The organism is Streptococcus sp. CCH8-H5 (assembly GCF_001556505.1).
Classification (GTDB): domain Bacteria; phylum Bacillota; class Bacilli; order Lactobacillales; family Streptococcaceae; genus Streptococcus.
Genome location: NZ_LSIZ01000032.1, coordinates 56,236 through 69,138 on the forward strand (window position 1 = coordinate 56,236; position 12,903 = coordinate 69,138).

Genomic DNA, 12,903 nt, shown 5'->3' on the forward strand with positions numbered 1-12,903 from the left:
AGAGACAAAAACCGCCAGCATTAGACTGACGGTTTTAGTTTATTTTAATCCTAATATCAACTAATCAAAGGCACTACCCAATTGACCCAGGCCCAGGAAATAGGCATAACCAGAATCATGGCTGGAATCATATCTGCTGTTGGGAATTGACGCAGTTTCATAATACGAAAACCGGTCGCAATCATGAGGAAGCCCCCGCAAGCCTTAAAGTCTCCAATCATGGCTTTTGTTGTTAGAGGGAGAATGAAACCAGCACTAACAAAGAGGAGGAAGAAAACGATAAATTGTGGAATGGCAATCATGGAGACGATGTAGCCTAGACTACAAGAGAAAATCATAGCCGTAAAGAAATCTAGGATAGATTTAGAAATTAAGATAGAAGCATCGCCTGTCATCCCAGACTCAAGACTCCCGTAAATTCCTGTACCACTCGCACAAAAAAGGACGATAACTGTCAAGAGCTGCGCATAAAATTCATCGTGAGCTAACCCTGTTTGCTTGCTTGGTGTAATCTTGGACAAGCCTTTTTCCATAAGCCCAGCTCCCTTGTTGATGAGGTTTCCAAACTTTAGGGCCAGCCCAATGATGGTACCGATAACTACCGCAAAGATAACGGCAGGCATGTTAACCATATTCATAATAGCGCTAATCCCCATAACCATAGAGGCTAGACCAAAGATAAGGTTAAGATTTTCCTTGAAATCGTCTCTGAGATAGTCCCCGAAGAGCCCTCCAGCGATTCCTCCTAAGATAATAGATAGCGAGTTGATGATAATTCCAGTTGGCATCAGTGATTTTCCTCCTATTTATTCTAAATACTATAAGTTTAGCATTATCAAAAATCGAATGCAAAATTGTCTCGTTTTTACAAACGTTTTCTTGAAATTGTACCTTTGAAATGATACAATAAATGAGAAGGTAAGGCAATAGCCTTATCTAAATCTATTGCCAGTGTTCTTAGAGTATTGTCCATAAAAAACAAGGTAATAACTCTAATTTATAATCTAATATAAAGTGCAAAATGAGACTATTGTTAAATAGATTCTCAAGAAAGGATAAAAGATGATTCGTTTTGAACACGTAACGAAACGTTATGAAGATAAGGATGCTCTCTCAGATCTTAACCTCGAGATTCGAGATGGGGAGATTTTTGGTCTGATTGGTCACAATGGGGCTGGTAAGACCACGACTATTTCCATTTTGACGTCTATTATTGAAGCTAGCTACGGTGAAGTTTACGTCGATGATATGGCCCTCAGCCAACATCGTGATGCTATCAAGAAAAAAATCGCTTATGTGCCAGATTCACCAGACTTATTCTTAAATTTAACTGCTAATGACTATTGGTACTTTTTGACACGTATCTATGATTTGGAAGCTAGTCAGGTTGAGGAACGTTTGACTAATCTTATGGCTACCTTTGACTTGACGGAAAGTCGCTATAACCTCATTTCTTCCTTCTCTCACGGTATGCGTCAGAAGGTTGTCGTTATCGGTGCTCTTCTGGTTAATCCGCAGATTTGGGTTTTGGATGAGCCTTTGACTGGTCTGGATCCACAGGCATCTTATGATTTGAAAGAAGCCATGCGTAACCATGCTAAGGAGGGTAATAGTGTGCTCTTTTCAACCCACGTTCTAAGTGTAGCTGAGCAGCTCTGTGATCGTATTGCTATTTTGAAGAAAGGAAAACTCATCTTCCAAGGGTCTCTAGCTGAACTTAAGTCTCAGTACCCTGACAAGGATTTGGAAACCATTTATCTGGAAATGGCTGGACGTAAGATTGAGGAGGTGTAGTCATGAACTGGAACCATGTTTGGGAGCTTTTTAAAATTAATCTCCTCTATGCAAATCCTCAAGCAGTAACTAACCTACAGAAACGTCAGGAGAAAAAGAAAAAGGCTAATTTCTCCATCGTTAATGCCATGCTTAGACAACAACTCTTGATTTTAATTATTTTTACGGTTGTATATAGCTATCTTTTTGTAGGTGTCGATTATAAGGCCAATCCTGGAGTCTTAACCCTATATCTTTTGACATTTTCAATCATGGGGCTTCTACAGACTTTTACGGCTCTCTATAGTACCTTTTACGATAGTAAGGATAGCAAGGCTTATCTGCCTCTTCCCTTAAAGCCATCAGAAGTCTTTTTGGCCAAGACCTTGTCAGGTTCTATGGTTGGGATGACCTTCATGGTACCTATCCTTAGCCTCCTCATTCTAGCTTACTGGCAATTTATTGGCCCACTGGGGATAGTCGTGGGGCTGCTATCCTTTATCGTTTCTCTCTTTATCAATCTCGTTTTTTCAGTGATTCTGTCTAATACTATTGGAACGCTGATTGTTCGCAGTTCTCGTCAAAAGCTCTATTCGACTATTTTGATGACCCTGTCAACCCTATTGATTATGTTCCCTATCATGATGGTTGGTTTTCTTAATGGTTATGTTAAGGGTGCTGGACATATCGATTTTCCTTTGTTGCCTTATCTAAGAGGTTACTATGATGTGGTAGCTGCTCCTCTATCTTCGGAGGCCCTACTAAATTTTTATCTTCCTCTTATCTTAGTGCTTATCTTGGGCTTTTGGTTTTATAAAGTCAGAATGCCTCGTTATTTCCACGAAGCCATTTATAACAAAAAGGCTAGAAAGACTCAGGTAAAAGTTGTTACTCGAAGTCAAAGACAGGTCTTGGTTCGCCATCATTTATCTACTTTGGGAAACTCAACCCTCATTATCAATACCTATGTGGTACCAGTATTATATATGATTATGCTGGGTGGAGGTGCGTTCTTTTTGAAAGATTTAGGTCCAGACTATTTTGGGCTTATGCTTTTAGTCGGAATTGCCTTTGGTTTCTTTTCAGCTCAACCAACAAGTTTTCTTGGGGTGGCAACTTCCTTAGAGGGAACAAACTTTGACTTTATCCGTAGCCTGCCAATCAATACGGGAGACTATCTTCGTCAAAAGTTTTGGATTTTCTATGGCTTGCAAGTCGGTGTATCCCTCTTACTAGGAGGACTTGGTTTAATATTCCTTGCACATCTCCATCCTATTTTGGTGGCAAGTTTCTCTCTTGGTTTTCTCGTAACAACCTATCTTGTAGGTGGCTATTTCTTTGAACGTGACCTTAAATTATTGGAAGTGAATTGGCAGGAAGTCACTCAGCTCTTCAATCGGGGTGGCGGACAGTGGCTCTATATGGGTATCTTTATTCTTACAATTTTCATCGCTGCCTTGCTAGGAGGTATTGTCTTCTTTGCAAGTAAGTTCTGGATTGCCCTAGTAGTCAACGCTATAGTATCTGGGCTTATAGCTTTAATTGCCCTAATCGTTTATCTCTTTGTTGATCGCAGACGTTGGAAACGTATTAGAGCCATGTTTTTTGCCTAGAACAAACTGTTTAAAGAGTCTCTCCGATTGGAGGGATTCTTTTTTACTGAAAATCTTTAATATGTAAACTTATGCATTATATATGTTAAAATACATGGATTTAGTGTATAATCATAAACATGAAACGAAATTTTGACTCAGTAAAACGCCTGGTTATCAAAATCGGGACTAGCTCTCTGGTTTTACCATCAGGGAAAATTAATCTTGAAAAAATCGATCAATTAGCTTTTGTCATTTCTAGCCTGCATAATAAAGGGATTGAGGTTGTCCTCGTATCCTCTGGTGCCATGGGCTTCGGGCTCAATGTCCTAGACCTAGACAAGCGACCGGCTGAAGTCGGTAAGCAACAAGCCGTCTCAAGTGTAGGGCAGGTAGCCATGATGAGCCTCTATTCTCAGGTCTTTTCACATTACCAAACCAAGGTATCTCAGCTTCTTTTGACCCGTGATGTGGTCGAGTATCCTGAGAGTTTGGCCAATGCCATCAATGCCTTCGAGAGCCTCTTCAAGCTTGGAGTTGTTCCAGTTGTTAATGAAAATGATGCTGTTAGCGTAGATGAAATGGACCATGCGACTAAGTTTGGGGACAACGACCGCTTGTCAGCTATCGTAGCTAAGATTGTTGGTGCTGACCTACTCATTATGTTGTCAGATATTGATGGGCTCTTCGATAAGAACCCAAATGTCTATGAGGATGCCACCCTTCGTAGCTATGTCCCAGAGATTACAGAGGAAATTATAGCCTCAGCTGGTGGTGCCGGTAGTAAATTTGGTACGGGTGGTATGATGAGTAAGATTAAGTCAGCTCAGATGGTTTTTGAAAATCAAAGCCAAATGGTTTTGATGAATGGTGAAAATCCACGTGACATTCTTCGTGTCCTAGAAGGAGCCAAGATTGGTACACTCTTTAAACAGGAGGACTAAGATGACATATATTGATACATTGGGCCAGCAGGCCAAGGTGGCAGGTCGTCAGATTGCTAAATTGTCAACAGCAGCTAAAAACGACCTTTTAAATCAAGTAGCTAAAGCTCTAGTAGCTGAGAGTGCCTATATTATCACTGAAAATGCTAAGGATATGGCCAATGCCAAGGAAAATGGTATTTCAGAGATTATGCAAGACCGCTTGCTCTTAACGGAAGACCGTATCGCAGGGATTGCTGAGGGTGTCCGTCAGGTGGCAGATCTTCAGGACCCAATCGGTCAAGTAGTTCGTGGCTATACGAATCTGGATGGTCTCAAAATTGTTCAAAAGCGTGTTCCTATGGGTGTTATCGCTATGATTTTTGAGAGCCGTCCCAATGTCTCAATCGATGCCTTTAGCCTTGCCTTTAAAACCAATAATGCTATCATTCTTCGTGGAGGACGTGATGCCATCAATTCCAATAAGGCCTTGGTTACGGTAGCTCGTAAGGCTTTGGAAAATGCGGGTATCACAGCAGATGCCGTTCAGCTGGTTGAAGACACCTCTCATGAGGTAGCAGAAGAACTCATGGCGGCGACTAAGTATGTTGACTTGCTCATTCCTCGTGGTGGAGCTCGTCTCATCCAAACGGTTAAAGAAAAAGCCAAAGTTCCAGTCATTGAAACGGGTGTTGGTAACTGTCATATTTATGTGGATAAATATGCTAACTTAGATATGGCGACACAGATTGTCATCAATGCCAAAACGCAGCGACCAAGCGTGTGTAATGCTGCAGAATCTCTGGTCGTTCATGCTGATATTGCGGAAGACTTCTTACCTAATTTGGAAAAAGCTATTTCAAAAGTTCAGGCTGTTGAATTCCGTGCGGATGAAAAGGCTTTGAAACTTATGGAAAAATCCGTACCCGCTTCACCAGAAGATTTTGCGACAGAGTTTCTTGACTATATTATGTCTGTTAAAGTGGTAGACAGCCTTGATGAGGCCATTGATTGGATTAATACCTACACAACATCGCATTCAGAGGCTATCGTAACTCAGGATATCAGTCGTGCGGAGCAATTCCAAGACGACGTAGACGCTGCAGCTGTCTATGTTAATGCCTCAACCCGCTTCACAGACGGCTTCGTCTTTGGACTGGGTGCTGAAATCGGAATCTCAACCCAAAAAATGCACGCCCGTGGCCCAATGGGACTTGAGGCCCTAACCTCAATCAAGTTCTATATTAATGGCCAAGGACAAATTAGAGAATAAACAAAAAGCTCCTCATGGGGCTTTTTTTGGTCTATTTGCTAGAGTATAAAGCTTTTGCTATACTGGGGGTATCAAAAATGAGGAGCTTTTGTGATGTTTAGAGCTTATAAAAAGTATTGGATGGGCTATATCGATTTCACGGGACGTTCAACTCGCTCAGACTATTGGTTGGCAGTTTTAGCGAATACTATTGTAGGTATCATTTTATTTAGCATAGTTATAGTTGTAATTGTTTTTGATAGTCCCGATAGTCCTTACCATGTTATTCTCAACTTACTGTATGGGTTTGCAATGCTATATTGTTTTGCTAACTATATTCCATCCATTGCCCTTCAGGTGCGTCGCTTGCGTGATGCCGGTTTTCATTGGGCCTTGATTTTCTTACGCTTTGCGTCTGTCATAGGTGATATCGTACTGTTGGTTTTGTCTTGTCAACCCACAAAAGTAGAATTTCCTTTCAACCAGTTCAATAATTCACAACAATAATAATGACTTAACAGCCTTGCTAGGCTGTTTTTTAGTTGATTTGTCAAGCTCCTCTTCTCTTGTTATACTGAGAGTAACATAAAAAAGGGGGATTTTATTATGATTGAAGCCTACAAAAAATTTTGGAAGGGCTATGTTGATTTTACGGGACGTTCAACACCCTCAGATTTATGGTCTGCATATTTGGCACATCTATTGATTGTCTTTGCTGGGAATTGGCTCGAAGCAGTGTTTGAAAGTATGGTAGATGAAATATCAAGCGGTTTATTTGCTATTTCAGTTATTTTATTTCTTATCATAATTGTTTTTTGTATTGCTGCGGTTTTACCTTGTATTGCGATAGCTGTTCGTCGTTTGCGTGATGCTGGCTATAATTGGCCGTATATTTTTATTCCTTTAATCCCATTTGTCGGTATTTTTATCTTCATTTTTCTATTATGTCAACCAACAAAAGTAGAAGTGCCATCCAACAACGTCGATAACCCACAGCAATAATGACAATCAACCAACTCTTTGAGTTGGTTTTTCTGATGCCAAAAAAGTTTTATGTTAATGTTGCACATTTTAATATTTCTGATATAATCTTATCTGAGACTAATCAATACTAAAATATATTTAAGAAATGTGAATATTCTATGAAACTACTTCGTCATTTAAAAGAAAAACGTTACCTTATTTTGGCATTTACCCTACCGGCTATTCTTTTGGCATTGGCTATTGTCTTTTTGCAACCTGCGCAGAATCATGCTAAGGTCCAAGTTAAGGTGGGGACTAAGCAATCATCATCAAGCAAACCTAAGGCTTCATCCAAGTCATCGAGCTCAAGTTCGTCGTCATCTTCTTCAACTTCAAGTGAGTCTTCAAGCGAATCGTCGTCATCAAGCTCAACGGTAGAAGCAGCTAGTCAGACAGAAGCAAGCTCAACTCCTGCGGTAGCATCGGCGCCAACGCCTTCTTCAGCACAAGAGGCTTATCAAGCGCCCCAGTATAACTATGTGCCACCAACAGCTTATACAGAGTCACATAGTGATGCTCCAAGTTACACAGCTCCTGCCTACAGTGCAGATGTCAGCTCTGGGACAGCAGAATAAGAGTCAAAGAGAAGGAAAGTTAGACTAAAAATGAAAAGTAAAGTTTTAGTGTTAGTGACGGCTTTGTCTAGTTTAGTCCTCTTGACAGCTTGTTCAAACCTGCAGAATGGCTTAACAGCGACGACTTCATCTTCATCAGTAGAGCAGTCACAATCAAGTAGTAGTGAAAGCTCTAGCACGAGTACTAGCTCAAGCTCTAGTCAGGAGAAAAAGGTAGATACCTCTGCCTATGATAGCATCATTAGTAAGTACCAAACGGCCGTGGCCAACAACCAAACGGATGCCTCACTTAATTCTCTCATTGTGACCTATGCTAATTCTCAAACAAGTCCTGCCTCAACGGTCTATACTTATCGTGATTTGGATGGTAATGGTGTTGATGAGTTGATTCTTGCTTTTAAGCCAGGTAAACTCTTTAAAGAACATGTGATTACGGATATTTACACTATCTCTAAGGATAGTGGTCAGGTGATTCGTCTGACAGAAGGTCCACAACTGGGCATGTTGGGTGAGCGTATGACATTGGCCTACCTCATGGATAACACCTTTAGCTACTATGGTAGTGCTGGTGCTATGGCTGGTGGAGGTTCTGGCTACCACTTTAGTAGTGATGGCCAGTCTCTTGTAAAAGATGACAGTGATTCGGGTGCAGACAAGGTTGATCTCTCTAATTGGGGTTGGAAGGACCTGAGCAGCGCCTCTACTAGTAGCTCTAGCACAGCGTCACAAACGCCAACAAGTTCATCAGCTCTTAAGCCTGATGAGCTCAAAAATGGCAATTACAAATCAGCCGTAGGAACATGGAAGTCTTCAAATGGACAGACCATTACCATTACTTCGGATGGACAGTTGAATCTCTGGGGCTATACTTACCCTATTGACAAAGTCTCATCCAATCAATATGTGTCAGGTATCTATAGCTTAACTTATGTTGATTCCAATCCAACAGGTAATACCCCAATTCGGCTATGTCCCAAAGGGATTAGTGACGGGAGTGATGCGGGGGATAACAGTAAGGACCGTATCCTAGCGACGAATGGGATGCCTTCAGAGGAAGATTATTATTACAGAGTAGACTGATTTTTGAGAACCAATCTATAATTTATAAAGCCAGGCCTTGGGTCTGGTTTTTTTGCCGTCCTAACAACTTTCAAGGCGAGACAATTTCTCTATTCTTATGCTATAATAAAAGTTATGACTAATGAATTTCACCATGTAACCGTTCTTTTACACGAAACTGTTGATATGCTTGATATCAAGCCCGATGGCATCTATGTTGATGCGACCTTGGGTGGCGCAGGACATTCGTCTTATCTTTTGTCGCAATTATCTGAAAAGGGTCATTTGTACTGCTTTGATCAGGACCAAAAGGCTATTGATAATGCTCAAGTGCGTCTCAAGGACTATATTGATAAGGGTATGGTGACTTTCATCAAGGATAATTTCCGTAATCTCAAGTCCAACCTTGAAGCCTTGGGGGTGTCTGAAATTGATGGCATTCTCTATGACTTGGGTGTCTCTAGCCCACAGTTGGATGAGCGTGAGCGTGGTTTCTCCTATAAACAGGATGCCAAGCTAGATATGCGTATGAATGAGGAGGCGAGTCTGACCGCTTATGATGTGGTCAACACCTATCCTTACAACGATTTGGTGCGCATTTTCTTCAAGTATGGTGAGGATAAGTTCTCTAAACAAATTGCACGTAAGATTGAACAGGCCCGTCAGGTTAAACCAATTGAGACCACGACGGAACTGGCGGAAATCATTAAATCAGCTAAGCCTGCTAAGGAATTGAAGAAGAAGGGCCATCCAGCCAAGCAAATTTTCCAAGCTATTCGCATCGAAGTGAACGATGAGCTTGGTGCTGCGGATGAGTCTATTCAAGAGGCCTTGGATTTACTTGCTGTGGATGGTCGTATTTCGGTCATTACCTTCCATTCTTTGGAGGATCGATTGACTAAACAGCTTTTCAAGGAAGCCAGTACGGTAGATGTGCCTAAAGGTCTGCCCTTTATTCCTGAAGACCTCCAACCTAAGGTAGCCTTAGTTAATCGCAAGCCAATCCTACCTAGTCAGGAAGAATTAGAAGCTAATAACCGCTCGCATTCTGCTAAATTGCGTGTGGCTAAAAAAATCAGGAAATAATTATGGAAAATAAGGAACATCAGATTGTCAATAGAGCCATTAGAAACCATATTCGTTTTATGACGCGTATGGAAAAGGCTTTCTATTCGGCAATTGTTTTGACAGCTATTGTGATGAGTATCGCAGTTGTATTTTTACAAGGGCGTAATCAGGCTATCAAGCAACAAATCACAGACCTTAATAGCAAGATTAGTGATGAAAAAACAGAGCTTAACAATGCTAAGCAGGCAGTTAATGAGTTGACTAACTCTGACCGTATTAAAGAGATTGCTAATAAGGCAGGCCTGTCTATTAATAACGATAGTATTAAGAGTGTGAAGTAACCAATGAACAGATTAAGAAAACTTAAACATTTATTTCTAAACTATGTCGTTAGGGATAGGCGAAAGCCAGCCCAGAATCGACAGCACGTTGGTCAGAACCTTATGGTTCTCAGCATCTTTATCTTTTTCGTCTTTATTATCAACTTTGTGGTGATTATCGGGACAGATAGTAAGTTTGGTGTCGATTTGTCGACCCAGGCTGCTAAATCTTATAACACTAAGACCACGGTGGCTGCCAAGCGTGGGACGATTTACGACCGAAATGGAAATGTTTTGGCTGAGGATTCAACCAGTTATGCCATTTACGCTATCGTGTCGACCAGTTATGTATCAGCGACTCAAGAAAAACTCTATGTCCAAGATAGTCAGTTTGACAAGGTTGCTGATATTTTAAAGGATAAGCTAGGAATTGAAAAGAGTGATTCCTTGGCCCAATTGCGTACTAAGGGTGCCTACCAGGTTTCCTTTGGGCTAAAGGGGAAGGGAATTACCTACTCTGTTAAAGAAGAACTAGAAAAAGCCTTTAAAGATGCGGGAATTAAGGGGATGGCCTTTGAAGCAACAACGTCACGAATGTACCCTAATGGAACCTTCGCGTCAGAGTTTCTTGGTCGTGCCGAAGCTGTTGAAAATAAAAAAGACGGCTCATATTCTTTAATTGGTCAAACTGGTTTGGAGCGCTCGCTCAATAGCCTCTTGACTGGAACAGATGGAGAGGCCATCTATGAAAAGGATAAAAACGGTAATACGCTTCTAGGTACGGAAACCATTACCAAGGAAGCTATCGATGGTAAGAACATCTATACAACCTTGTCAGCGCCTCTCCAAACCTTCTTAGAAACGCAGATGGATACCTTTATGGAGCAGACGCAAGGTGTCAATGCTTCAGCGACAGTTGTCAATGCAAAAACAGGTGAAATTCTTGCGACGACACAACGTCCTACCTATAACTCTGATACCCTCGAAGGACAAGCCAAGAAAAGTTATGACTGGGTTAACCGACTTTATGAGGCCCAATATGAACCAGGGTCAACCATGAAGGTCATGCTCTTGTCATCGGCTATCAATAACGGAAGTTTCAATCCTAATGCGACCTATAGCAATGCCAACGGTATCAAGGTTGATGATGTTGAAATCAATGACTGGTCTATTAATGAAGGTATCTCGTCAGGCCGAACCATGTCATTTGCTCAAGGCTTCTCTTATTCAAGTAACGTTTTGATGACCATGTTGGAACAAGAGATGGGAGACAAGGTTTGGTCAAACTACCTATCACTCTATAAGTTTGGACTTCCAACCCGTTTTGGGATGGTAGGTGAATCTTCAGGGGTTGTCTCAAGAAACTCTGTGAATATTGCGCAATCATCCTTTGGACAAGGGATTTCAGTGACTCAGGTTCAGATGCTTCGTGCTTTTTCAGCTATCTCTAACAATGGTGTTATGTTGGAACCTCAATTTATCAAACAAGTTGCAGATGTTAACCAAGGCACTGTTCGTACGGCTAAGAAAGAAGTTATTGGTAAGCCAGTTTCCAAGCAGGCTGCTTCTGAGACCCGTAATTATATGATTTCTGTTGGTACAGACCCAGAGTTTGGTACCCTGTACAACAAGTCTGAAGGTTCGCCAATCATTAAGGTTGGTAACTATGATGTTGCGGTTAAGTCAGGAACAGCCCAAGTGGCCGATGAAAAAACAGGAACCTATAAAGTTGGGACCAACGAAACGCTCAACTCAGTTGTAGCTATGGTTCCTTCTGATGATCCACAATATGTTATGTATGTAACAGTTCAGGAACCTAAGACCTGGGATAATAATTTTTATGCGACGGTGGTTAACCCTGTCCTAGAAGAAGCTATGTCCATGGGTGATACGCTTGATACCTCTGTTTCTGAAGGTGGTGGAAAGACCGATGAAACGAGCTATCAAACCGGCGATATTATCGGTAAGAGTCCGGGCGAGACAGCTAACACCCTTCGTCAAAACTTGATTCATCCGATTGTTCTGGGTGTTGGTGATAAGATTGAGAAGGTTTCTGTAGATGCCAAAGCCAATATCAAGGCTAATGAACAGATTCTTATCATGACCAATGATTTCACAGAACTTCCAGACATGTATGGTTGGACCAAGAAGAACGTTGAAACCTTTGCCAAATGGAAAGGCATTAAAGTTACTTATAAGGGTGGCAAGTCAGGGACTGTTACCAAACAAAGTGTTGCGGCAGGAAAAGCCCTGTCTAAAACCAAGAAGATTACCATTACTTTAGGAGACTAAGATGACTATGAGTCTGATAGCAGGTGTGGCCGCCTTTGTGTTGACGGTGCTCGCCATGCCTCACTTTATTACTTACTACAAAATCAAGAAAATCGGTGGCCAACAAATGCATGAAGATGTGAAGCAGCATTTGGCTAAGGCTGGAACACCAACTATGGGAGGGACAGTCTTCCTAGTGGTTGCCATCTTGGTTAGCTTGATTTTTAACTTCCACGTCTTTAGCGAGGGCCACCAAGCCTATGGTGCTACAGTAGGGATTCTCTTTGTAATTTTGATTTATGGAATCATCGGCTTCCTTGATGATTTCCTTAAGATTTTCCGTCAAATCAATGAGGGACTTAAACCTTGGCAAAAGATGGCCTTGCAGATTATTGCGGGTTTGCTTTTCTACTTTATCCACGTACTCCCTAGTGGGACAGATAGCCTAGCTATTGGTGGATTAACCATTCATCTCGGTGTCTTTTATGTTCTCTTTGTCCTATTCTGGATTGTCGGTTTCTCAAATGCTGTGAACTTGACAGACGGTATTGATGGTTTAGCTTCTATCTCTGTGGTTATCAGCTTGATTGCCTATGGAATTATCGCTTTTGTCAAGGGTGAGTTCGCTATCTTGACTATCATTATCACTATGATTGGGGCACTTCTTGGCTTCTTCGTCTTTAACCACAAGCCAGCCAAGGTCTTTATGGGAGATGTCGGTTCCTTGTCACTTGGAGCTATGCTTGCGGTTATCTCTATTGCCCTACGTGTAGAGTGGACCCTACTCTTGATTGGTGTGGTTTATGTCTTTGAGACAGCTTCTGTCATGCTACAGGTCAGCTATTTCAAATACACTAAGCGTAAGTATGGTGAAGGTCGTCGTATTTTCCGTATGACACCATTCCACCATCACCTCGAGTTGGGTGGTCTTTCAGGTAAGGGTGACAAATGGTCAGAGTGGAAGGTTGATGCTTTCCTTTGGACAGTTGGAGCACTTGCAAGTGCCATTACCCTTTGGATGGTTCTTGGAAACGTTATGAAATAAAT

13 protein-coding genes are annotated in these 12,903 nt (G+C 41.6%); 12 read left to right on the forward strand and 1 reads right to left on the reverse strand.

Annotation, left to right across the window (positions count from 1 at the left end; all coding sequences use genetic code 11):
* Nucleotides 1-56 precede the first annotated feature (56 nt).
* The gene (locus tag AX663_RS01905; protein ID WP_002891763.1) at nt 57-788 is read right to left on the reverse strand and encodes a DUF554 domain-containing protein; all 732 of its coding nucleotides are present in this window, start codon (nt 786-788) and stop codon (nt 57-59) included.
* A 274-nt stretch (nt 789-1,062) separates the two neighbouring features.
* Between AX663_RS01905 and AX663_RS01910 the strand changes: the two genes are divergently transcribed.
* The 12 genes from AX663_RS01910 to mraY all read left to right on the forward strand — a co-directional run bounded on the left by AX663_RS01910 (nt 1,063) and on the right by mraY (nt 12,901).
* A complete protein-coding gene (locus AX663_RS01910; RefSeq protein ID WP_002891761.1) occupies nt 1,063-1,794 on the forward strand; it encodes an ABC transporter ATP-binding protein in 732 nt (243 codons plus the stop codon).
* Between the two features lie 2 nt (nt 1,795-1,796).
* Entirely contained in the window at nt 1,797-3,386 is a 1,590-nt protein-coding gene (locus AX663_RS01915; protein WP_060972539.1) for a DUF4231 domain-containing protein, read from the forward strand.
* Nucleotides 3,387-3,505: 119 nt separating this feature from the next.
* On the forward strand, nt 3,506-4,309 hold the full coding sequence (gene proB / locus AX663_RS01920) for a glutamate 5-kinase (RefSeq protein WP_022495873.1): 804 nt from the start codon (nt 3,506-3,508) through the stop codon (nt 4,307-4,309).
* A gap of 1 nt (nt 4,310) precedes the next feature.
* The gene (locus AX663_RS01925) at nt 4,311-5,561 is read left to right on the forward strand and encodes a glutamate-5-semialdehyde dehydrogenase (RefSeq protein ID WP_060972540.1); all 1,251 of its coding nucleotides are present in this window, start codon (nt 4,311-4,313) and stop codon (nt 5,559-5,561) included.
* A 93-nt stretch (nt 5,562-5,654) separates the two neighbouring features.
* Nucleotides 5,655-6,047, forward strand: coding sequence for a DUF805 domain-containing protein (locus AX663_RS01930; RefSeq protein WP_060972541.1), 393 nt, complete (start codon nt 5,655-5,657; stop codon nt 6,045-6,047).
* 99 nt (nt 6,048-6,146) lie between these two features.
* The gene (locus AX663_RS01935; protein WP_060972542.1) at nt 6,147-6,542 is read left to right on the forward strand and encodes a DUF805 domain-containing protein; all 396 of its coding nucleotides are present in this window, start codon (nt 6,147-6,149) and stop codon (nt 6,540-6,542) included.
* Nucleotides 6,543-6,682: 140 nt separating this feature from the next.
* Entirely contained in the window at nt 6,683-7,138 is a 456-nt protein-coding gene (locus tag AX663_RS01940) for a Wzz/FepE/Etk N-terminal domain-containing protein (RefSeq protein ID WP_060972543.1), read from the forward strand.
* Between the two features lie 30 nt (nt 7,139-7,168).
* Complete coding sequence (locus AX663_RS01945; protein WP_060972544.1) at nt 7,169-8,218, forward strand: hypothetical protein; 1,050 nt, start codon at nt 7,169-7,171, stop codon at nt 8,216-8,218.
* Nucleotides 8,219-8,332: 114 nt separating this feature from the next.
* Nucleotides 8,333-9,283, forward strand: coding sequence for a 16S rRNA (cytosine(1402)-N(4))-methyltransferase RsmH (gene rsmH / locus AX663_RS01950; RefSeq protein ID WP_002888254.1), 951 nt, complete (start codon nt 8,333-8,335; stop codon nt 9,281-9,283).
* Nucleotides 9,284-9,285: 2 nt separating this feature from the next.
* Nucleotides 9,286-9,606: a cell division protein FtsL gene (ftsL, locus tag AX663_RS01955; RefSeq protein WP_002891750.1), complete on the forward strand. Its 321-nt coding sequence runs from the start codon at nt 9,286-9,288 to the stop codon at nt 9,604-9,606.
* A 3-nt stretch (nt 9,607-9,609) separates the two neighbouring features.
* Nucleotides 9,610-11,877, forward strand: coding sequence for a penicillin-binding protein PBP2X (gene pbp2x, locus AX663_RS01960; protein ID WP_037602531.1), 2,268 nt, complete (start codon nt 9,610-9,612; stop codon nt 11,875-11,877).
* A gap of 1 nt (nt 11,878) precedes the next feature.
* Nucleotides 11,879-12,901, forward strand: a complete 1,023-nt coding sequence (gene mraY, locus AX663_RS01965) for a phospho-N-acetylmuramoyl-pentapeptide-transferase (RefSeq protein WP_002891748.1) — start codon at nt 11,879-11,881, stop codon at nt 12,899-12,901.
* The last annotated feature ends 2 nt before the right edge of the window (nt 12,902-12,903 follow it).

Coding starts and splice junctions, on each gene's coding strand:
- AX663_RS01915 (WP_060972539.1), top strand. CDS start 1,797: ATGAACTGGAACCATGTTTGGGAGCTTTTTAAAATTAATCTCCTCTAT.
- rsmH (WP_002888254.1), top strand. CDS start 8,333: ATGACTAATGAATTTCACCATGTAACCGTTCTTTTACACGAAACTGTT.
- ftsL (WP_002891750.1), top strand. CDS start 9,286: ATGGAAAATAAGGAACATCAGATTGTCAATAGAGCCATTAGAAACCAT.
- AX663_RS01925 (WP_060972540.1), top strand. CDS start 4,311: ATGACATATATTGATACATTGGGCCAGCAGGCCAAGGTGGCAGGTCGT.
- AX663_RS01935 (WP_060972542.1), top strand. CDS start 6,147: ATGATTGAAGCCTACAAAAAATTTTGGAAGGGCTATGTTGATTTTACG.
- AX663_RS01940 (WP_060972543.1), top strand. CDS start 6,683: ATGAAACTACTTCGTCATTTAAAAGAAAAACGTTACCTTATTTTGGCA.
- AX663_RS01910 (WP_002891761.1), top strand. CDS start 1,063: ATGATTCGTTTTGAACACGTAACGAAACGTTATGAAGATAAGGATGCT.
- AX663_RS01945 (WP_060972544.1), top strand. CDS start 7,169: ATGAAAAGTAAAGTTTTAGTGTTAGTGACGGCTTTGTCTAGTTTAGTC.
- AX663_RS01930 (WP_060972541.1), top strand. CDS start 5,655: ATGTTTAGAGCTTATAAAAAGTATTGGATGGGCTATATCGATTTCACG.
- proB (WP_022495873.1), top strand. CDS start 3,506: ATGAAACGAAATTTTGACTCAGTAAAACGCCTGGTTATCAAAATCGGG.
- AX663_RS01905 (WP_002891763.1), bottom strand. CDS start 788: ATGCCAACTGGAATTATCATCAACTCGCTATCTATTATCTTAGGAGGA.
- pbp2x (WP_037602531.1), top strand. CDS start 9,610: ATGAACAGATTAAGAAAACTTAAACATTTATTTCTAAACTATGTCGTT.
- mraY (WP_002891748.1), top strand. CDS start 11,879: ATGACTATGAGTCTGATAGCAGGTGTGGCCGCCTTTGTGTTGACGGTG.